This is a genomic window from Hydrogenophaga defluvii, assembly GCF_042665235.1.
Lineage (GTDB): Bacteria > Pseudomonadota > Gammaproteobacteria > Burkholderiales > Burkholderiaceae_C > Hydrogenophaga > Hydrogenophaga defluvii_A.
The window spans coordinates 36,781-56,138 of the sequence record NZ_JBHTBZ010000012.1 but is presented as its reverse complement, the minus strand read 5'-3'; the positions used below and the strand labels follow the sequence as shown (position 1 = coordinate 56,138).

18 protein-coding genes are annotated in these 19,358 nt (G+C 63.8%); 5 read left to right on the top strand and 13 right to left on the bottom strand.

Annotated elements, in window-relative coordinates:
• Positions 1-28: 28 nt before the first annotated feature.
• The 5 genes from pilQ to ACFQU0_RS04760 all read right to left on the bottom strand — a co-directional run bounded on the left by pilQ (position 29) and on the right by ACFQU0_RS04760 (position 5,190).
• Entirely contained in the window at positions 29-2,143 is a 2,115-nt protein-coding gene (gene pilQ, locus ACFQU0_RS04780; protein ID WP_382199051.1) for a type IV pilus secretin PilQ, read from the bottom strand.
• An 89-nt stretch (positions 2,144-2,232) separates the two neighbouring features.
• A complete protein-coding gene (locus ACFQU0_RS04775) occupies positions 2,233-2,790 on the bottom strand; it encodes a pilus assembly protein PilP (RefSeq protein ID WP_382198983.1) in 558 nt (185 codons plus the stop codon).
• Positions 2,787-3,473, bottom strand: coding sequence for a type IV pilus inner membrane component PilO (locus ACFQU0_RS04770; protein ID WP_382198982.1), 687 nt, complete (start codon positions 3,471-3,473; stop codon positions 2,787-2,789). The genes ACFQU0_RS04775 and ACFQU0_RS04770 overlap by 4 nt, the downstream gene beginning before the upstream one ends.
• Positions 3,474-3,496: 23 nt before the next feature.
• On the bottom strand, positions 3,497-4,114 hold the full coding sequence (locus ACFQU0_RS04765) for a PilN domain-containing protein (protein ID WP_382198981.1): 618 nt from the start codon (positions 4,112-4,114) through the stop codon (positions 3,497-3,499).
• Positions 4,111-5,190 carry a pilus assembly protein PilM gene (locus ACFQU0_RS04760; RefSeq protein ID WP_382198980.1) on the bottom strand — a complete coding sequence of 360 codons (1,080 nt, stop codon included), beginning with the start codon at positions 5,188-5,190 and terminating at the stop codon, positions 4,111-4,113. Before ACFQU0_RS04760 ends, ACFQU0_RS04765 begins: the two co-directional genes overlap by 4 nt.
• A 273-nt stretch (positions 5,191-5,463) precedes the next feature.
• Between ACFQU0_RS04760 and ACFQU0_RS04755 the strand changes: the two genes are divergently transcribed.
• Positions 5,464-7,845: a penicillin-binding protein 1A gene (locus ACFQU0_RS04755; RefSeq protein WP_382198979.1), complete on the top strand. Its 2,382-nt coding sequence runs from the start codon at positions 5,464-5,466 to the stop codon at positions 7,843-7,845.
• Here the strand turns inward: ACFQU0_RS04755 and cyaY are convergent.
• On the bottom strand, positions 7,835-8,164 hold the full coding sequence (gene cyaY, locus ACFQU0_RS04750; protein ID WP_382198978.1) for an iron donor protein CyaY: 330 nt from the start codon (positions 8,162-8,164) through the stop codon (positions 7,835-7,837). The genes ACFQU0_RS04755 and cyaY overlap by 11 nt on opposite strands.
• An 11-nt stretch (positions 8,165-8,175) precedes the next feature.
• Between cyaY and lptM the strand changes: the two genes are divergently transcribed.
• Together lptM and lysA are read left to right on the top strand one after the other, a co-directional pair.
• Entirely contained in the window at positions 8,176-8,340 is a 165-nt protein-coding gene (lptM, locus tag ACFQU0_RS04745) for an LPS translocon maturation chaperone LptM (protein ID WP_382198977.1), read from the top strand.
• A gap of 27 nt (positions 8,341-8,367) precedes the next feature.
• Positions 8,368-9,636, top strand: a complete 1,269-nt coding sequence (gene lysA, locus ACFQU0_RS04740; protein ID WP_382198976.1) for a diaminopimelate decarboxylase — start codon at positions 8,368-8,370, stop codon at positions 9,634-9,636.
• Here lysA and ACFQU0_RS04735 read toward each other — a convergent pair.
• From ACFQU0_RS04735 to ACFQU0_RS04715, 5 genes are all read right to left on the bottom strand, one after another.
• Positions 9,614-10,222, bottom strand: a complete 609-nt coding sequence (locus tag ACFQU0_RS04735; RefSeq protein WP_382198975.1) for a protein-methionine-sulfoxide reductase heme-binding subunit MsrQ — start codon at positions 10,220-10,222, stop codon at positions 9,614-9,616. The two genes, lysA and ACFQU0_RS04735, sit on opposite strands and share 23 nt — an antisense overlap.
• Positions 10,222-11,220, bottom strand: coding sequence for a protein-methionine-sulfoxide reductase catalytic subunit MsrP (msrP, locus tag ACFQU0_RS04730; protein WP_382198974.1), 999 nt, complete (start codon positions 11,218-11,220; stop codon positions 10,222-10,224). Before msrP ends, ACFQU0_RS04735 begins: the two co-directional genes overlap by 1 nt.
• A 193-nt stretch (positions 11,221-11,413) precedes the next feature.
• Positions 11,414-12,772 carry a c-type cytochrome biogenesis protein CcsB gene (gene ccsB, locus ACFQU0_RS04725; protein ID WP_382198973.1) on the bottom strand — a complete coding sequence of 453 codons (1,359 nt, stop codon included), beginning with the start codon at positions 12,770-12,772 and terminating at the stop codon, positions 11,414-11,416.
• A complete protein-coding gene (locus tag ACFQU0_RS04720) occupies positions 12,769-14,907 on the bottom strand; it encodes a cytochrome c biogenesis protein ResB (RefSeq protein WP_382198972.1) in 2,139 nt (712 codons plus the stop codon). The genes ccsB and ACFQU0_RS04720 overlap by 4 nt, the downstream gene beginning before the upstream one ends.
• Positions 14,908-15,066: 159 nt before the next feature.
• Positions 15,067-15,681 carry a c-type cytochrome gene (locus ACFQU0_RS04715; RefSeq protein WP_382198971.1) on the bottom strand — a complete coding sequence of 205 codons (615 nt, stop codon included), beginning with the start codon at positions 15,679-15,681 and terminating at the stop codon, positions 15,067-15,069.
• Between the two features lie 123 nt (positions 15,682-15,804).
• Between ACFQU0_RS04715 and yihA the strand changes: the two genes are divergently transcribed.
• Positions 15,805-16,554 carry a ribosome biogenesis GTP-binding protein YihA/YsxC gene (gene yihA, locus ACFQU0_RS04710; RefSeq protein WP_382198970.1) on the top strand — a complete coding sequence of 250 codons (750 nt, stop codon included), beginning with the start codon at positions 15,805-15,807 and terminating at the stop codon, positions 16,552-16,554.
• Positions 16,551-17,465, top strand: a complete 915-nt coding sequence (locus ACFQU0_RS04705; protein WP_382198969.1) for an alpha/beta fold hydrolase — start codon at positions 16,551-16,553, stop codon at positions 17,463-17,465. Before yihA ends, ACFQU0_RS04705 begins: the two co-directional genes overlap by 4 nt.
• A 1-nt stretch (position 17,466) precedes the next feature.
• On the opposite strand, the gene ACFQU0_RS04700 is transcribed toward ACFQU0_RS04705, so the two are convergent.
• Positions 17,467-18,345 carry a lysophospholipid acyltransferase family protein gene (locus tag ACFQU0_RS04700; protein WP_382198968.1) on the bottom strand — a complete coding sequence of 293 codons (879 nt, stop codon included), beginning with the start codon at positions 18,343-18,345 and terminating at the stop codon, positions 17,467-17,469.
• Positions 18,346-18,348: 3 nt separating this feature from the next.
• Complete coding sequence (locus tag ACFQU0_RS04695; protein ID WP_382198967.1) at positions 18,349-19,179, bottom strand: lysophospholipid acyltransferase family protein; 831 nt, start codon at positions 19,177-19,179, stop codon at positions 18,349-18,351.
• Between the last annotated feature and the right edge of the window lie 179 nt (positions 19,180-19,358).

The window sequence follows — 19,358 nt, the reverse complement described above, 5'->3', positions numbered from 1 at the left end:
CTCAATGTGTCTTGTAGGTGGTAAATGTTCAGCAAACGCCACCGCGTTCGGTCACGACCTTGGGGGTCAGGAAAATCAGCAGTTCCGTCTTGTTGGCTACACGGTTTCGGCTCTTGAACAAGTTGCCCAGCACAGGCACGTCGCCCAGCACAGGCACTTTGGTTTCGCTTTCGGTTTCATTGGATTCGTAAATACCGCCGATCACCACTGTGCCGCCATTTTCCACCAGCACCTGCGTCTGGATGCGCTTGGTGTTGATGGCACGCTGACCCCCGGTGAGCAGTTCGCCCGGAGAGTCTTTGTTGACCTGCACATCCAGGATGATGCCGCCCTCAGGCGTGATCTGGGGCACGACCTCCAGCTTGAGCACCGCCTTGCGGAACTGCAGTGCGGTAGCGCCGCTCGCCGATGCCACCTGGTAGGGGAACTCGGTACCCTGCTCGATGATGGCCTTGATCTGGTCGGCGGTAATCACACGCGGGCTTGAGACAATCTTGCCCCGGCCATCGGCCTGCAGCGCCGAGATTTCAAGGTTCAGGAAACGGTTTGCAGCCGGGCTGAACAATGACACCGCAAGGGCCGCCGGATTGACGCCCCCCAAGCCAGTTGCGGGCATGTTGACGAAGCTGGTGTTGATGGTATTCAGAGTGTTGGCCGCTTCTGCTGTGGTTGAAGACACGGCGTTGTAACTACCCCCAAGGGCCACGCGATTGCCACCGCCCACGGCGTATCCCGCGTCACCGCCACGCACGCCACGCAAATCGCTGCCACCCAGTCGCACACCCAGCGAACGGCTGAAGTTGTCGTCAGCCTCGACAATGCGGGCCTCAATCATGACCTGACGCACCGGAATGTCGATCTTGGCCAGCAACTCCTGCACCTGCTCAAGACGGGACGGTATGTCGGTGACAAAAAGCTGGTTGGTCCGCGGCTCAACGATGACGCTGCCGCGTTCGGACAACATACGTTGCTGGGCGACCCCTTGTCCGCCCCCTCCCCCACCCCCGCCGCCACTGCGCAGTTGCTCAGCGATTTCAGCAGCCTTGACGTAGCTCATCTGGAACGACTGCGTGCGCAACGGCTCCAGCGTACGCACCGTGTTGAGCGCTTCGAAGTCCAGCTTTTCGCGCGCAACGATTTCGTCTTTGGGCGCAATCCACAACACGTTGCCGTTCTTTTTCATGCCCAGGCCCTTGGCCTGCAGGATGATGTCCAACGCCTGGTCCCAGGGCACGTCCTGCAGACGCAAGGTGACGCTGCCAGTGACAGTGTCGGAAGTGACGATGTTGAAGTTGGTGAAGTCGGCAATCACCTGCAACAGCGCGCGCACCTCGATGTTCTGGAAGTTCAGCGACAGCTTTTCGCCGGTGAACCCAGGGCCCTGGCTGAGCTTGTTGGGGTCGGGCTTGACCTCGCGAACCTCCAGCACAAACTGGCTGTCGCTCTGGTAGGCGCTGTGTTCCCACGTGCCGGTCGGCTCCACCTGCAGGCGAACTCGGTCGCCGTTCTGGGTGGTGGTCACGGTCTGAACAGGGGTGCCAAAATCGGTCACGTCCAACCGACGGCGCAGTGCATCTGGCAGCGAGGCCTTGAGGAATTCAACCACCAGCAGCTTGCCTTGCTGGCGGATGTCCACGCCCACCTGTGCATTGGGCAGATCGACGATCACGCGCCCCGTGCCCTGCGCACCACGGCGGAAATCGATGCCCTTTAAAGGCAACACGTCTTCGCTGCGGGCCTCGGCAAAGGTTGCCTGCGACGACGCGCGAGGCCCGCCAGCCGCCGCACTGCCTTGCAACACCACGAGCACGCTGTTACCCGATATCTGCGCCTGGTACTGGCTGGCCTGGGCCAGGTTGAGCACCACGCGCGTGCGGTCACCCGCTTCGACGACATTGGCACTCCTGACGTTGCCCTGGTTCAACTCCACCGCCGTACGGCCGGTGCCGTTGCCCACGCCTGCAAAGTCCAACGCAATGCGCGCCGGGGACTGGATGCTGAAACCCTTGGGCAGTTCGGTCAGGGGTTTGTCGAACTCAACACGCACCACGTCGTTGCCACCTTCTGTGGTGGTGGTGATGGCGCGAATGCTGTTCTGGGCCTGCGACCAAGCAGCAGGTACCGCTGCCACCGCGCCGGCCATCAGCACCGCCGCCAGGCGGCGCGCCCAACCCAGCGCCGTGCCACGGGCGGTTGTTGGGGAGCGATCGTCGGATCGCATGCAGAACTGGTTCATTTGATTCCCTCTTGAAGCTGCAGCACGGCCTGTCGTTCTATCCACTCACCGGTGCCGTCCTGAACGATTTCGCGCAGGGTGATGTCAGATTCGCTGATGCGCAAGATGCGCCCGTAGTTCTGGCCCAGGTAGTTGCCCACACGCACCTGGTACAACAATGCCCCCACCTTGACCAGAGCCACGCGTTGCCCCTTGCGGTCCAGCAACCCCACCATGGCAATCGCATCCAGAGGCTCGGCCTCCAACGGCTCTTTGCGGCGGTTGAGTTCGGGGGTGAGCAGGGTGAGGCTGGGCGACGCTGCATCGGACGCACGGCGCAAAGCGGCGGTCAGCTTGTCCTGCGAAAAAGGCGGCGTTTTGCCCTCGCTCTGGTAGGGCTGCGGCACAAAACGCACCGGCTCGCTGATGGGCTCCACTTTGGGCAGGGTCTTGGCGCGCTGCTCCTTCATCCAAGTAGACAAATCTTCGTTTTCGCCCCCGCCACAACCCGCCAGCAGCCCGACCAGCACCACACACGCGCCCCAGCCTGGTCGCAAGAACATCGACCGAGTCATGGCTTGCCCCCCTTGGCGGTGGCAGCCTTCTTCTGTGCCCCAATTTCGTCTTGGTCCAGGTAGCGGAAGGTTTTGGCGGTGCAGTCCATGGTCAGAAAGCCTGGCCGGTTGGCCACTGGTGTCAACGTGATGTTGTTGAGCGTGACAATGCGTGAGAGGTTGGCCACGTCGGCGGCAAACAGGCCGATGTCGTGGTAGGAGCCGGTGACCTTCACCGCGATGGGCAACTCGGCGTAGTACTCCTTGACGTTCACCTGGCCCGGGCGAAACAACTCAAATTGCAGGCTGCGCCCCAGCCCGGCCTGGTTGATGTCGGACAACAAGGCGTCCATTTCCGCCTTGCTGGGAAGCTGCTTCTCCAGCTGGGTCACGTACTGCTGCACCTGCTCCAACTGCTGCCGCAAGGCGTCCAGATTGACGGCTTGCGACAACTTCTTCTGGTAGTCGGTGCGCAACTGCACTTCTTTTGCACGCTCAGCGTCCAACTCCTCCTGGAAGGAGCTCAGCCAGGCAAACCACAGCCCCACCACCACCGCCGTGGCGATGAAGGCCAGCAACAGGTAGCGCGGCACCGACGGCCACTGTGTGGGGTCGTTGGGGTCGAGCCCGCTGAACTGCGACCGAAGGGTCTGCTGCAGACCACTCAGATCGATGTCGAGCTTGGAGGATTTTTTCTTGGCCATGGTGTGTCCGTGCGTCGGCCGCGTCAGCTTGTGCCCGCCGGCTTGGCGGCAGGAATGCCGTCACCCGTCTTCGGCGGGGCCGCACCGCGCGTGAGCGTGACGCGGATACTGAAGTTGGACACGCGGCGCTGATCCCGCGGTGGCAGCGTGAGGTTGGCCGCAACGATCTCGACCAGCTCAGGCCGACTCAGCCACTTGCTGTTGTTGTTGAGGTTGCGCAACAACTCGGACACACGCTCCTGCGACTGCGCGACACCAGTGATCAAGATGGCCTGGTTGTCCTGCCGCAACGAACTCAGGTAAACGCCCTCCGGCAACTGGCTGACCATTTCGTCGAGCAGGTGCACGGGCAGGTTGCGATCGGCCTGAAGGTCCTCCACCGCCAGTTGCCTGGCCTTCAAGGCCGCCAACTGCGTCTGCAAACCGGCAATGTCCTTGATCTGGGCATCCAGCTTGGCGTTTTCGGCAGCAAGAAAAGCATTGCGTCCCTGCTGGGTCGAAATGTGGTTCTGGAACCAGGTGAAGATCAGGCCCACGACCAAGCCACCGACCAGCGCAGCACCGCCCACCTGGGCAAAAAACAACTCGCGCTGGCGCTTGCGTGCCGCCTCGCGGTGCGGGAGCAAATTGATGAGGATCATTGGTAGAACCTCCGCAACGCCAGCCCAGTGGCCACCAGGTACGACGTGGCCTCACTCTCCAAGCGGCGGGTGTTGATGCCCGCCCCCAGCTTCATCCCTTCAAAAGGGTTGATCAGCTTACAGGGAAACGAGGTCTGCCCGGTCACCATCAGCGGCAGGCCAGGCAACCCGGCAGAGCCCCCCGACAACAGGATGTAATCCACCTTGTTGTGCGGCGTGCTGGTGAAAAAGAATTGCAGCGCCCGGCCGATCTCCTGGCACAGACTTTCCATGAAAGGCTGCAGCACGCGCGCCGAGTGGTCGGGCGGCAGCTCGCCGTTGCGTTTTTTGGTCTCGGCCTCTTCGAAGCTCATGCCGTACTGCTTCACCAGCAGCTGCGTGAGCTGTCCACCGCCAAACATCTGGTCGCGCTCGTACAGCACATCGTCGTTGCGAATCACCTGCAAGCTGGTGGTCTGCGAGCCCACCTCGAACAACGCCACCAGGGCATCAACGCCTTTGTTGGGGAAGCCGTCCAGCAGGCGCGACGCCGCCATCCGCGACGCGTAGGACTCCACATCCATGATCACGGGCTTGAGCCCGGCCGCCTCGGCCAGGCCTTGGCGATCAGACACCTTTTCCTTGCGAGAGGCCGCGATCAACACATCCACGTCGTTGGGCGAATTGGCGTTGGCGCCAATGACACAAAAATCCAGGCTCACCTCGTTGAGCGAAAACGGGATGTACTGGTTGGCCTCGGACTCGACCTGTACCTCAAGCTCTTTGTCGGACAGCCCGGCGGGCAAGGTGATCTTCTTGGTGATCACCGCAGCGCCAGGCAGCGCCAGCGCTACGTTCTTGGTGCGGGTGCCGGACTTGCGCACGAGGCGGCGCACCGCATCGGCCACCTCGTCAAACTTTTCGATGTTGCCGTCGGTGATCCAGCCCCGCTCCAAGGGCTCGATGGCGCAATGCTCCAACACCAGGGACCCGTCACGCTCGCGACCGATCTCGACCAGCTTGACCGTGGACGAGCTCACATCGATGCCGAGCAACGGCGCCGCTTCACGGCTGAAGAGAGATCCCAATGAGATCAAGGCAGTCCCCAAGACGGTGGCGCACACGGCGTGCGCGCTTCACAAGACTTAACATTTCACTTCAATACTAGCAGCAAGGTCATTGGGCGGTAAAGAAAAATGCCCTGTTTGACCCGGCCGCACGTTGTCTGAACCCGACGGTTGTTGAAATGGCCGCTTACATTCTGACCCGTATTTCACCGATTTGGGACAGTGGCCAGGCAAACAGACGCGAAGTTTTGCGCAATCTGCCACACCCGGGTTTTTATAATCAAGGCCGTTCCAAGGCCCTTCATGCCCGCACCCAAAGACGCTCCCCACACCCCACCCCGCCCTGCCAAGCAGGGCTGGACCCACACCTTGGCGCGTGGCGTCGTTGCGCTGGCCAGCCTGGCGGTGGCCGGTGTGGCCACACTGCTGTTGCTGGTGGGGCTGGCGCTGGCCGTGGCCTTCCCCAACCTGCCCGACGTCACCGATCTGGCCGACTACCGGCCCAAACTGCCCTTGCGCGTGTTCACCGCCGACGGCGTGCTGATGGGGGAATTTGGTGAAGAACGCCGCAATCTGCTGCCCATCGCCCAGATCCCACCGGTCATGACCAACGCCGTGCTGGCCATCGAAGACGCCCGTTTCTTCGAGCACAACGGGGTGGACTACATCGGCATGGTGCGCGCCGCGCTGGCCAACCTGGGACAAGCCAAAAGCCAGGGCGCCTCCACCATCACCATGCAGGTGGCGCGCAACGTCTACCTCTCGGCCGAAAAAAGCTACATGCGCAAGATCTACGAGGTCTTGCTCACCTTCAAGCTGGAGCACATGTTCACCAAGGAGCAAATCCTTGAGATCTACATGAACCAGATTTTCCTGGGCCAGCGCGCTTATGGCTTTGCCGCAGCCTCACAGGTGTATTTCGGCAAGCCCCTGAAGGACGTGTCGGTGGCCGAAGCGGCCATGCTCGCCGGCCTGCCCAAGGCGCCCTCGGCTTACAACCCCATCAGCAACCCCCGCCGCGCCCGCTCGCGCCAGCTCCACATCATCGACCGCATGGTCGAAAACGGATTCATCACCGAAGCGCAGGCCGAAGCCGCCCGCCGCGAGCCCCTGCGCGTGCGCCCGCCCAGCAGCAGCGAGCGCTTGCACGCCGAGTACGTGGCCGAAATGGTGCGCCAGTCCATCTTCAGCCAGTACGGCGACGAAACCTACACCCGAGGCCTGAACGTCTACACCACGCTGGACAGCAAGGCCCAGCAGGTCGCTCACCAGTCCGTGCGGCGCGGCGTGCTCGACTTCGAACGCCGCCAGTTCTACCGCGGGCCCGAACGGTTTGTGGATTTGCCCACCGACCCCAAGGCACTGGACGCAGCCATCGATGACGTGCTGGCCGACCACCCGGACAATGGTGAGCTGCTCACCGCCGTGGTGCTGGAGGCCAGCCCACGCAAGGTGGTGGTGGCCCGCGACAGCGGCGAGCCCATCGAAATCACGGGAGAAGGCCTCAAGCCCGTTCAATCGGGCTTGGCAGACAAAGCCCCCCCCAAGCTGAAGATTCGGCGTGGCGCGGTGGTGCGCATTGTCCAGACCCCACGCAAGACCTGGGACCTGAGCCAGTTGCCCGAGGTGGAGTCTGCCTTCGTCGCCATGGACCCTCGCAACGGCGCCATCAAGGCCCTGGTCGGCGGCTTCGATTTCCAGAAAAACAAGTTCAACCACGTCACCCAGGCGCAGCGGCAGCCCGGCTCCAGCTTCAAGCCATTCATCTATTCGGCCGCGCTGGAAAAAGGCCTCACGCCCAGCACCGTGGTGGAAGATGCACCGCTGTTCTTCAGCGCGGCGGCCACCGGCGGCAAGCCCTGGGAGCCCAAGAACTACGACGGCCAGTTCGATGGCCCGATGAGCGTGCGCACGGCGCTGGCCAGGTCCAAAAACATGGTGTCCATCCGGGTGTTGCAGATGGTGGGCACCCAAAGCGCGCAGGAATGGGTCACCCGCTTCGGCTTTGAAGCCGACAAACACCCTGCCTACCTCACCATGGCGCTGGGTGCCGGCACCGTGACCCCCATGCAAATGGCCGCCGGCTACGCCGTGTTTGCCAACGGCGGTTACCGCATCGACCCCTACCTCATCACCCACGTGACGGACGACAAAGGCCGCACCCTGTTGGAAGTGCCCGCACCAGAACTGACCGAAGACGTGCGCGCCATCAGTCCGCGCAACGCCTTCGTGATGGGCTCGCTGCTGCAGGAGATCACCCGCTCGGGCACGGCCGCGCGCGCGCAGGCCACACTCAAACGCCCCGATCTGTATGGCAAAACCGGCACCACCAACGACGCGGTGGACGCCTGGTTTGTGGGCTACCAGCCCACGCTGGTGGCGGCCACGTGGGTGGGCTACGACACGCCACGCAACCTGGGCAGCCGCGAAACCGGCGGTGGGCTGAGCCTGCCCATCTGGATCAGCTTCATGAGCGAGGCCCTCAGGGGTGTGCCCGTGGAACTGCCATCACCGCCTGAAGGCGTGGTGTCCATGGGGGGTGACTGGTATTTCCAGGAATACACCCCCGGCCACAGCGTGGCCAAACTGGGCGCGGCCGAGGGCATGGTCGGCGATTTGCCAGCGACCGCGCCAGCGATCGAATCTCAGGAAAAACGCAGCATCCTCGACCTGTTCAGGAACTGAACACCAGCGCCTGGCCAGCCTGCTCGGTGGCGCAGCGTGTGAGTTGCGCAAACAACTCGCCCTGCCCCTTGGTGTCCACCCAGGCCTGGCCGTCCCACTTGTAGTGGTAGCCCCCCGAACGCGCCGCCACCCAGATTTCATGCAGCGGCTTTTGCAAATTGACCACGATCTGGCTGCGGTTGGCAAACACCAGCGTGACCATGCCGCCCACACGTTGGTTGTCCACGTCGGCGTCGGTGGCTTCATTGATGCGATCACAGGCCAGTTCAATGGCCTGGAGCGCCGCCTCGGCGCGGTCGAGGAATTCAAGGTCGGTCATACAATCTTGTGATGTTGTTCGGCTCCCAAATTTTAGGCTCGCGCCGCCGCCCCATTCGCCTTGTGGCCTTGGCGCTGGCCGCCGCGCTCGTGGTCGCAGGCTGTGGCCAGAAGGGCGCGCTCTACATGCCCGCCCCGGCCGACCAGCCTTCCTCAAAAACACCCACCCCGCGCTGACCGCGCGCTTTTTGCACAATTTCCGGCATGAGCTCTGATTTCCTGCGGCCGTTCATCGGCTACCGCAACGGCCAGTTGATGGTCGAAGACGTGTCGGTGAACGACTTGGCGCGCGCCCACGGCACGCCGCTGTTCATCTACGCCAAGGCCGCCATGCTGCAAGCACTGGCCGCCTACCAGCGTGGTTTTGCTGGACGCGACGCGCAGATCTGCTACGCCATGAAGGCCAACAGCTCGCTGGCCATCCTGCAAACCTTTGTGCGCGCGGGCTGTGGACTGGACATCGTCTCGGGGGGTGAGCTCGACCGTGCCCTGGCCGCCGGCTGCGAGCCCCACAAAATCATTTTTTCGGGCGTGGGCAAAACCCGCGCCGAAATGCGCCGCGCGCTGGACGCCGGCATCGGCTGCTTCAACGTCGAGAGCCGCGCCGAACTGGAAGTGCTGGACGAAGTGGCCCGCAGCATGGGCCAGCGCGCACCGGTGAGCGTGCGCGTCAACCCCGATGTGGACGCCAAAACCCACCCCTACATTTCCACCGGCCTGAAAGGCAACAAGTTCGGCATCGCCCACCAGGACGCGGTAGACACCTACCTGTTTGCCGCGTCGTGCAAGGGGCTGCGCGTGGTCGGTATCGACTGCCACATCGGCTCACAAATCACCGAGATGGCGCCCTACCTCGACGCCATGGACCGCGTGCTGGACCTGGTCACCGCCATCGAAGCGGCGGGCGTGCCCATCCAGCACATCGACTTCGGCGGCGGCCTGGGCATCGACTACCAGGGCGACACCCCGCCTGCGGCCGACACGCTGTGGGCCGCGCTGCTGGCCAAACTGGACGCGCGTGGTTTTGGCCAACGCAAACTGATGATCGAGCCCGGCCGCTCGCTGGTGGGCAATGCCGGCGTGTGCATCACCGAGGTGCTCTACCTCAAGCCGGGCGAACAGAAAAACTTCCTGATCGTGGACGCGGCCATGAACGACCTGCCACGCCCGGCCATGTACCAGGCGCACCACGGCATCGTGCCCGTGCTGCCGCGCGATGGCGCCACCACCACCTGGGACGTGGTGGGCCCGGTGTGCGAGAGCGGTGACTGGATCGGCCGCGACCGCGACCTCAATGTGGCCCAGGGCGACCTGTTGGCGGTGTTGTCGGCCGGGGCGTACTGCATGAGCATGGCCAGCAACTACAACACCCGCGGCCGTGCGGCCGAGGTGTTGGTGGACGGCGCCCAAGCCATGCTGATCCGTGAGCGCGAAAGTGTGGCCGACCAGCTCAGGCTGGAACGCGCGCTCTGAACCGCCACCACACACGCCAACCCAGCAGCGCGCCCAGGAGGGCGGCGTACACCGCCACCTCGCCAAACAACTGCTTGCCGGCCCGCATCCAGAAGAAGTGCAGCACGCCCAGCACGGCCACCGCGTAGACCGCGCGGTGCAGCCGCTGCCAGCGGCGTGCGCCCATCGCCTTGATGGCACGGTTGAACGACGTGGCGGCCAGCGCCAGCAACAAGCCCCAAGCCAGCATGCCCACGGTGATGAAGGGACGCTTGACGATGTCGGGCAGCAACTCGACCAGGTCAAAGCCCATGTCCAGCCAGGCATAGGCCAGCAGGTGCAGGCTGGCATAGAAAAACACGAACAAGCCCAGCATGCGGCGCCAGCGCGCCAGCACCGTCCAGCCCGTGTGGTGCCGCAGCGGCGTGACCAGCAAGACGAGGCACAGGAAGCGCAAGGTCCAGTCGCCCAGGCCGCGGATCAGTGCCTCGGCGGGGTTGGCACCCAGTTGGTTCAACAAGCCCGCCCCCACCAGCCAAAACGCCGGCAGGGTGCACAACACAAACAACAGTGGCTTGACCCAGGAGCGGGCCAACAAGGCCTGCATCAGAAAAATTTTCGCAAATCCATGCCGGCGTACAACTGGCCCACCTGCGGCTCGTAACCATTGAACATCAGCGTTTTCCGCCGCTTGGCAAACAGGCCCTGCCCTTCACCGATGCGGCGCTCACTCGCCTGGCTCCAGCGGGGGTGCGCCACGTCGGGGTTGACGTTGGAGTAAAAGCCGTATTCCTGCGGTGCCGAGACGTTCCACGCGGTGCGCGGCTCCTTGTCGGTGAAGCGGATCTTGACCAGCGATTTGCCGCTCTTGAACCCGTACTTCCAGGGCACCACCAGCCGCAATGGCGCGCCGTTCTGATTGGGCAACACCTCGCCGTACATGCCAAAGGCCAGCAGGGTCAGCGGGTGCATGGCTTCGTCCAGCCGCAAGCCTTCCACATAAGGCCAATCCAGCACGCCCGAGCGCAAACCAGGCATCTGCGCCTTGTCGGCCAGGGTCACAAATTCAACGTATTTGGCGCTGCCCAATGGCTCCACTTTTTTGATCAGCTCGGCCACCGAATACCCCACCCAAGGGATGACCATGGACCAGCCTTCGACGCAGCGCAGTCGGTAAATGCGCTCCTCCATGGCGCTGAGTTTGAGCAGATCTTCAATGCCGTAGGTGCGGGGATTTTTGACCAAGCCCTCCACCTGCACCGTCCATGGACGGGGCTTGAACTGCTTGGAATAGGCGGCCGGGTCGGACTTGTCGGTGCCGAACTCGTAGAAGTTGTTGTAGAGCGTTGCGTCGTCGTAGGCCGTGACCGCCTCCACGGTCGATGCGCCGGCCACTGCGGACTTGACGCCCGGCAGCGGCGCCAGCTTGCCTGGTCGGGCCATCTGCGCCCGCGCGTCGCGCGTTGCCCAGGCACCCATGCCCAAGGCACCCGCCCCCATGGCCACCTGTTGCAACCACTCGCGCCGCCGCAGGTAGGCGTCAGGTGGTGTGATCTCGCTGGCGATGGGGTGGTTGAATCCGTTGTCTTGAGAGCGAATCAGCATGGCGCGTCCTGTGGGTGTTCGGGCGTTGGGTGCTCCGGATTCTCACAAGTTCCGCCATCCAGACCAACCCACCAGCAGAAAACCCACACGCCGCGCACAACGTGCCTCAATCCGGGGACACCGCCGGGCCGGCTTTGCCGGACGGCTGGTGTCGCCCCCTGGGGGGTGACGCCGAAGGCGGCGCGGGGGGAGCTTACAACTCGCCGTAGCTGTGCAGGCCGCTCAGGAACATGTTCACACCCAGGAAAGCGAAGGTGGTGATGGCCAAGCCCACCAACGCCCACCAGGCCGCCACGGTGCCGCGCAGGCCTTTGATGAGGCGCATGTGCAGCCAAGCTGCGTAGTTGAGCCACACGATCAGGGCCCAGGTTTCCTTCGGGTCCCAGCTCCAGTAACCACCCCAGGCTTCGGCCGCCCACAAGGCCCCGAGCACGGTGGCGATGGTGAAGAAGGCAAAACCCACGGCAATGGCCTTGTACATCACATCGTCCAGCACCTCGAAACTGGGCAGGCGCTCGGCAATGCGGCGGCGCCCCAGCATGATGGCGGCCACGATCAGGGCCGAGATGCCGAAATACACAAACCAGTAGCTGCCGCCTTTGTCCAGCGAATCCTGGCGGAACACCAGCGGCTCCAGGCACAGCACCACGCCCAACAGCCACAGCGGCGCGAGTTTGTACCAGCGGGTTTCGCCCGCACTCTGTTTGATGAGGTAGGCAAAGGCCAGCATGGCGGCGATGGCAAAGGTGCCATAGCCGATGAAGTTGGCCGGCACATGCAGCTTCATCCACCAGCTTTGCAGCGCGGGCACCAGGGGCTGGATCTCATGCGCCTCGCGCACCACCGTGTACCACAGCAAAAAGCCCACGGCCGCACTCACCACCAGCATCACAAACGCGCCCATGCGGCGGGTGTCGTAGCGGTCTTCGTAGTACAGGTAAAAGGCCGCTGTCATCCAGCAGAACATCACGAACACTTCGTACAGGTTGCTCACCGGGATGTGGCCCACATCGGGGCCGATGAGGTAGCTCTCGTACCAGCGCACCATGGTGCCCACCAGCGCCAGCGTCACGGCGACCCATGCCAGGCGCGAACCCAGCAGCTCAAAGCTGTCGCCCACCCGGCGGCTGAACAGCCCGCCCCAGTAGAACAGGGTGCTCATGAAAAACAGCACGCTCATCCACAGGATGGCCGATTGGCTGGAAATGAAATACTTGAGCAGGAAGGCCTGCTCGGCCCGCGCGAGTTGGGCGCCGGCATCGGTCTGGTACAGCGCAATGGCCAACAGCGACAGCGCAGCCACCACCACCATCAACGCCCGCAGCGGTCGCCAGAACCAGCCCAGCCAAATGGCCGCCGGCGCCGAGCCCACCAGGATGGCTTTTTCATAGCCATCCATGAAGTCGGCGTAGCGCATGAACGCAAACGCGGTGCCGGCAAGCACCAGCAACGCAAACAGCCAGTCGAACGCGTTGCGGCGCGACATGAAGCTGCCGTTGAGCGTCATGGCCTGGGGGGACTTGGCATTCAAGGTCTGCGTGGCGGTGTTCATGGCGATACCTGTATCAGTCGGGACTTGAGCATGTCGAATTCGCGGTCGCCGTCCATGGTCTTGCGGTTGGTGGACAAGGCCATGGTGGCTTGGGCGCCGCCGGCTGAAGGCGCGAGCCACACCCACAGGCGGCGTTCGCGCACATAGAGCATGGCAAAAACGCCCAGAATCAGCAACAGGCAACCCAGGTAGACGATGGTTTTGCCGGGTGCGCGTGCCACCTGGAACACGCTGGCCTGCACCTGCGTGAAATCGGTGAGCTGCAAGGCCATGGGCGCCGGGTAGAAAAAGGCGTCGCTGAGCGCCAGCACGGACTGCGTCATGAAGCGCTGGGTGGTTTCGGCTTCACCGTCCAGTGGCTTGAGGCCTGCGGCCTCCCGGCTGATCTGCAGCAACTCGAACAAGGTGCCGTTGAGGATGCGCACCAGCACCTCGCCAGCGCGCTCGCGCTCGGCCTCGGGCACGTTGACCTCCATGAAGCGCGACACCGCCTGCAAACCGCCCAGCGGCGCCGCCTGGTCGGCCGGCTTCAAGGTGTCCAGCGATGGGTCCACGCCGGCAAACAAGTCCAGCGCGCGGCCGGCCGAGGCGGCAAGCGCCTGGGTCATCTGGGCATTGCTGGTGTCGGCCGCGCGCGCCACGTAGCGCGCCACGGCGCGGGCGCGCTGCGCCGGGTCGGTCAGGGCCGTGCGCAGCCGCACAAAGCCGTCGAGGCTGTCCTGGTCGTCGGCCGGTACGCGCAGGTAACGGAAGGGCTCGGCCGGCGTCTCACGCATGCCCAGCAGGAACATCCGGGCCCCGTCCAGCTCCACCGGCAACATGTAGTTCTGGAATTCGGTGGCCTGGCCCGCTGCGTCGCGCAGCTTGTAACTCACGCTGGGGCCGATGTTGCGCAGCTCTTTTTTGCTCACGGTCTTGTTGGCGGCACCGAGTCGGCCTTCGATGGCGTGGCGCAGGTCCACCTTGCGCACGTCGGCCCCCGAGGCGGACGCGGCATCGCTCATGTTTTCGACGTTGATGACACGCAGGCCGGTGAACTCCAGCGTCAGTCGCTGGTCACCGTTGCTGAGCTCGGTCGAACCGCCAATGGTGCCCTCGACCTCGAAGGGGGCTGTGACCGTGCCCATGGGCGCGGCGCGCAGCTTCACGCGCGAACCCCCATCGTCGAAGCTGGACTGGTAAATCTGTATGCCCCGGTGGCTGACCGGGTGGTTGACCTCGACCCGTGCCTCCTTTTTTTCGCCCGTCTCTTTGTCGTGGATGACGACGTCGCTGGCGAACAGTTTGGGCATGCCGGTGGAGTAGTACTCGACGATGAACTTCTTGAGTTCAATCGAGAACGGCAGGTCTTGCAGCAACACGCCGGTGGGCTGGCTGAGGATGGCGGTGCTGGACTGCGTGCCTTCGGTGACCAGGATGTTGCCGCGAAAGGTCGGGTTGGTGGGCGACAGCCGGTGCTCGGCCGGCACATCGGCGATCATGCCGCCGCCCTCGAACACGGTCTTGCCGTTGAACCACATCTGCGCGCGCACGATGAGATCACCGTCGAGCAGCCCACCAATACACACCAGCACGATGGCGCTGTGCGCCGCGAGATACCCGATCTTGTTGGCCGCACCCGCCTTGGCCGCCACCATCCAGCCGGTGCCCGCCGCGGTGTCGCGCTGCTGCAGTTTCACCTTCCAGCCGCTGCTGGCCAGCGTGCTGCCAATGCGCTGCGCCGCCACCTGTGGCGCTTCGGCCAAGGTGTTTTCAGCGCGGTGGCCAAAAGCCTTGAGGCTTTGCTCCCGCAGGTTTTCTTTGTAGGTGCGCAGGTCGGCAAAAATTTTTGGGGTGTTGCGCACGATGCACAGGCTGGTGCTGAGCACCAGAAAGGCCAGGATCAACAAGAACCACCAGGCGCTGTAGACCGCGAACAGGTCGAGCGCACCAAACACCTCTGCCCAGAACGGCCCAAACTGGTTGACGTAGTTGTTGATAGGCTCGTGCTGCTTGACCACCGTGCCAATCACCGAGGCAATGCAGATCACCGTCAGCAACGAGATGGCAAAACGCATGGACGACAGCAATTCCACCGCGTTGCGCATGAAGCGCGAACCGGAGTCGATCTGCAGGCCTTGGGTGGAAACGGTCATGTAGCGGTGTAAAAAAAGGGCGGGCCTTGTTCAAGCCCGCCCCGTCTGTGATGCGATTTCGGCCTGGCGGTTCAGCGTTTTGTGAAAACTCCGCGCATTTTGCCGTCAAATATTAATGCTCGCTTATATCCCCACCTGCCGGCGGGGCCTTGCCACCTGTCAGCGCAAGCCGGCAATGTAGTCGGACACGGCTTTGATCTCACGCTCGGTCAGGTACGCCGCCACCTGGGTCATTTGCACGTTGTTCTTGCGTGCCCCGTCGCGGAAAGCGCGCAATTGAGCGGCGGTGTAGTCGGCATGTTGGCCCGACACACGCGGGTACTGGGCCGGCATGCCCGAACCGGCCGGGCCGTGGCAGGATGCACAAGCGGCGATCTTGCGGTCGGTGATGCCACCGCGGTAAATGCGTTCACCCAACTTGACCAGGTCTTTTTCCTTGGCAAAACCGGGCTTGTTCTTCTGCGACGCCAGCCAGTACGACACGTTGCGCATGTCTTCTTCGGACATGGCGGACGCAAAACCCTTCATCACCGCGTTGTCGCGTTTGCCGGACTTGAACTCCTGCAACTGCTTGACCAGGTACTCGGGATGCTGCTGCGCCAGCTTGGGGTTGGCGGGGATGGACGAGTTGCCGTCGGCCGCGTGGCAAGCCACACACACCTGACCGTAGAGCGCCGCGCCCTTGTTCAGGTCGGGTTTGGCGGCCTGAGCCTGGGCAGACAGGGAAACAACGGCCAGCGCGACGGCGCTGAAAAAGGTGGCAAACGGTTTCATGTCGAGGGCTATCAACGTGGGCGATCTTCACGCGGTTTACGAAACACCCACGCAAACCGCCAAACGGCGCGCCGCGCAGGCGCAAAACACCGGCATTTTACAATGGCCCGAAAGGCGCCCTTCATGAACACCACCACTTCCCCCGCAACCCCGGTTGCCAACCCCGACGTGGACGCCAAAATCGCCCACGGCTGGCTGCACACCACCCGCTTTCTCACCACGGCGCCGCAACTGCAATTCCTGCCCCCGCTGACGGTGCCTGAAATCGCCTTTGTGGGCCGCTCCAACGCGGGCAAGTCCACCTGCATCAACACGCTGACACAACAAAAGCGCCTGGCCTTTGCCTCCAAAACGCCGGGCCGCACCCAGAGCATCAACCTGTTTTCACTGGGCAAACAAGGCGTCACCGACGCCGTGCTGGCCGATCTGCCGGGCTACGGCTACGCGGCCGTGCCCAAAGAAGCCAAGCTGCGCTGGCAACGGGTCATGTCCAACTACCTCATGACGCGCGAAAACCTGCGCGGCGTGGTGCTGCTGTGCGACCCCCGCCTGGGCCTGACCGAACTGGACGAAATCCTGCTCGACATCATCCGCCCGCGTGTGGAAGAAGGGCTGCAGTTCCTGGTGCTGCTCACCAAGGCCGACAAGCTGACCCGCGCCGAAGCCAACAAGGCGCTGTCGATTGCGCGACTGCAAGCCGGCGGCGGCGAGGCCAAACTGTTCTCAGCCCTCAAAAAACAAGGCTTGGACGAGGTGGCACAACTGTTGTGGCGCTGGGTGCGCACCGCGCCCACCATCACGCTGGCCCAGGCCGATGAAACCCCAACGCCCACCCCGCCCGAACCCGCCGAACCCGACACGCCACCCACATGATCGAACGCCACACGCTCACCCTGCCCCATGGCATTTCGCTGGAATGCCGCAGCAGTGGTGAACGTGGCAGGCCGGTGCTGCTGTTTTTGCACGGCTTTCCGGAAGCGGCTTTTGTGTGGGACGAACTGCTGACCCACTTTTCGCGCCCCGAACACGGCGGCTACCGCTGTGTGGCCCCCAACCTGCGCGGCTATGCGGGCTCCAGCACGCCACCCGATGTGCGCGACTACCGCGCCAAACACCTGGTGCAAGACGTGCTGGCGCTGATTGCCCTGGAAGCGGATGGCGCACCGCTGGCGGCCCTGGTGGCGCACGACTGGGGCGGCGCGGTGGCCTGGAACCTGGCCGCACTTCACCCACAACAGTTGGAACGCCTGGCCATCGTCAACTCGCCCCACCCCGGCACCTTTTTGCGCGAACTCCAGCAGTCACCCGAACAACAAGCCGCCAGCGCCTACATGAGCTTCTTGTGCCGGCCCGACGCGGCGGCACTGCTGGCTGAGGACGACTTCAGACGGCTGTGGTCTTTTTTCACCAACATGGGCGCGGCCGACGGCCCACACGCCTGGCTGACCGATGCCGTGAAAGCGCAATTCCGCGCCGTGTGGCGCCAAGGCCTGGACGGCGCGTTGAACTACTACCGTGCCTCGCCCTTGCGTCCTGCGACGGCAAGCGACCCCGGCGCAACCACCGTGACCCTGCCGCGCGCGATGTTGGAAGTGCATGTGCCAACCCATGTGCTGTGGGCCATGGACGACACCGCCCTGCCCCCGGGCCTGCTGGATGGACTGGGCGACTTCGTGCCGAAGCTCCACCTGACCCAACTGCCCGGGGCCACCCACTGGGTGGTGCACGAGCAACCACAGCGCGTCATCGCGTGGTTGGCAGGGGCACTCGCGGCACGGCCCTGAATCAGTCGCGCCCGCCGTACACCGACGGCTCGCCTGGCGGCCGGGTTTTGAAGCGTTTGTGCACCCACCAGTACTGATCGGGAGCCTGGTCGATCCAGGTTTGCAGGCGCGCGTTCATGAGAGCGGTATCGGCTTCCACGTCGTCGGAGGGGAAGCCTACCCACACCGGCATGGCCTCGATCTCGTAGCCAGACGGTGTGATGCGCGTGACCAACGGCACCACCTTGGCGCGGCCCAAACGCGCAAAACGCGACAAGGACGGCACCGTGGCGGTGGGCACACCGTAAAACGGCACAAAAATGGACTCCTCGGGCCCGAAGTTCATGTCGGGCAAGAGGTACAACAAACCGCCCTTGCGCAGGCGGCTGACGATGGGTTTGACGCCATCGTCGCGGTTGAGCAGGCTGACATCGCCAAATCGTGCCCGGCCCACCTTCATCCACTCGTCCACCGCGCGGTTGACCTGGGTGGTGTAGATGGTGGTGAAGCGCCGATCAGCCGCCATGGCCAAGGCCATGGCGCCGGCATCCAGGCCATAAAAATGCGGCGCAAACACGATGGTGGGCGCCTCGCCCTGGAACACGCCCCAATCACCCACACGTTTGAAGCGCGACTCCAGCACCTCGCGTGGCGCATGCCACAGCCAGCTGCGGTCCAGCCAGGCCTGCATGAAGTAGACGAAGTTTTGCCGCACCATCGCCTCGCGCTCCATCTCGGTGCGCTCGGGAAAACACAGGCGCAGATTGGTCAGTGCGATGTGGCGCCGGCGCTTGGCCAGAGCGTGCAGTGCCAGCCCCAGCCAGCGCCCCAGCGCACGCACCCAAACCAGCGGCAAAAACGCCAACAGGCGCATCACAACAATGGCGAAGCGAGAGAGCATGGCCTACAGCTCCGCCCGAGGTTGTTTGTAGCGCGCGTAGCCCCACAGGTACTGCGAAGGATCTTCGCGGATCAGCCGCTCCATGGCCTGGTTGATCTGCAACACGGCAGCCTCCAGCTCGTTGGAGAGTGGCTCCGGCATGGCGTGAAAACGCAGTTTGAACCCGCGCCCCCCAGACAGCCGCTCCCCCCACACCAGCACCGGTACGGCCCCGGTTTGCTGCGCCAGGCGGGCTGCCAGAGTCATGGTGTAGGCGGGCCGGCCAAAAAACGGCGCCCACACACCCATGCCTTCGGGTGGCACCTGGTCTGGCAGCAGGCCCACGGCGTGGCCCTTGCGCAAGGCCTTGATCATCTGGCGCACACCGGCCAAGGTGGTGGGCGCGGTCTCCAGCCCCGGGCGCTCGCGGGCGCCATCCATCACGGCGGCCAGCCAGGGCTGTCGCGCCGGGCGAAACAACACCGTGAGCGGGCCGTGGTCCTGGGCATAGCGTGCGGCCAGCGCCTGCGCGATCACCTCAAAACAACCCATGTGGGGCGTGAGAAACACCACGCCTTTGCCCTGCGCGTAAGCCGCCTCCACCACCGCTTGCCCCTCCCACTCAAAAGGCACGGGGGCACCCATCCACAAGCGCGGCAGTTCGGCGGTCATGCGCCCGGCATGGGCCACCGCGCCCCGCACCTGCGCAAACCCATAGCCCGCCTGCGCGGCGTTGGCCAACAAGCGCCGCCGGTAACTGGGTGACAGCAGGAACGACACCCAACCCAGCGCCGAGCCCAGTGCATGCAGCAGCCACAGAGGGGAATGGGACAGGAAGCGAAACAGGGTGGGCATGGCGGAATACAATCGGCGCGTCGCTGAGTTAACAGAGCAACTTGCAGGGCGACACACACAAGCGCGAATGCCACCCCGGCCGAGCGATTGTGCCTTGTCATACACATTGACAAATCTGCTAAAGCGTTCGCCAGGGCTCCCAGGGCCGAGGCAACGCCTCGACAACCGACGATTTGGAG

Excerpts from the sequence above, each read along its gene's own strand:
- pilQ (WP_382199051.1), bottom strand. The coding sequence starts at position 2,143 with ATGGCCGGCGCGGTGGCAGCGGTACCTGCTGCTTGGTCGCAGGCCCAG.
- ACFQU0_RS04775 (WP_382198983.1), bottom strand. The coding sequence starts at position 2,790 with ATGACTCGGTCGATGTTCTTGCGACCAGGCTGGGGCGCGTGTGTGGTG.
- ACFQU0_RS04770 (WP_382198982.1), bottom strand. The coding sequence starts at position 3,473 with ATGGCCAAGAAAAAATCCTCCAAGCTCGACATCGATCTGAGTGGTCTG.
- ACFQU0_RS04765 (WP_382198981.1), bottom strand. The coding sequence starts at position 4,114 with ATGATCCTCATCAATTTGCTCCCGCACCGCGAGGCGGCACGCAAGCGC.
- ACFQU0_RS04755 (WP_382198979.1), top strand. The coding sequence starts at position 5,464 with ATGCCCGCACCCAAAGACGCTCCCCACACCCCACCCCGCCCTGCCAAG.
- cyaY (WP_382198978.1), bottom strand. The coding sequence starts at position 8,164 with ATGACCGACCTTGAATTCCTCGACCGCGCCGAGGCGGCGCTCCAGGCC.
- lptM (WP_382198977.1), top strand. The coding sequence starts at position 8,176 with ATGTTGTTCGGCTCCCAAATTTTAGGCTCGCGCCGCCGCCCCATTCGC.
- lysA (WP_382198976.1), top strand. The coding sequence starts at position 8,368 with ATGAGCTCTGATTTCCTGCGGCCGTTCATCGGCTACCGCAACGGCCAG.
- ACFQU0_RS04735 (WP_382198975.1), bottom strand. The coding sequence starts at position 10,222 with ATGCAGGCCTTGTTGGCCCGCTCCTGGGTCAAGCCACTGTTGTTTGTG.
- msrP (WP_382198974.1), bottom strand. The coding sequence starts at position 11,220 with ATGCTGATTCGCTCTCAAGACAACGGATTCAACCACCCCATCGCCAGC.
- ccsB (WP_382198973.1), bottom strand. The coding sequence starts at position 12,772 with ATGAACACCGCCACGCAGACCTTGAATGCCAAGTCCCCCCAGGCCATG.
- ACFQU0_RS04720 (WP_382198972.1), bottom strand. The coding sequence starts at position 14,907 with ATGACCGTTTCCACCCAAGGCCTGCAGATCGACTCCGGTTCGCGCTTC.
- ACFQU0_RS04715 (WP_382198971.1), bottom strand. The coding sequence starts at position 15,681 with ATGAAACCGTTTGCCACCTTTTTCAGCGCCGTCGCGCTGGCCGTTGTT.
- yihA (WP_382198970.1), top strand. The coding sequence starts at position 15,805 with ATGAACACCACCACTTCCCCCGCAACCCCGGTTGCCAACCCCGACGTG.
- ACFQU0_RS04705 (WP_382198969.1), top strand. The coding sequence starts at position 16,551 with ATGATCGAACGCCACACGCTCACCCTGCCCCATGGCATTTCGCTGGAA.
- ACFQU0_RS04700 (WP_382198968.1), bottom strand. The coding sequence starts at position 18,345 with ATGCTCTCTCGCTTCGCCATTGTTGTGATGCGCCTGTTGGCGTTTTTG.
- ACFQU0_RS04695 (WP_382198967.1), bottom strand. The coding sequence starts at position 19,179 with ATGCCCACCCTGTTTCGCTTCCTGTCCCATTCCCCTCTGTGGCTGCTG.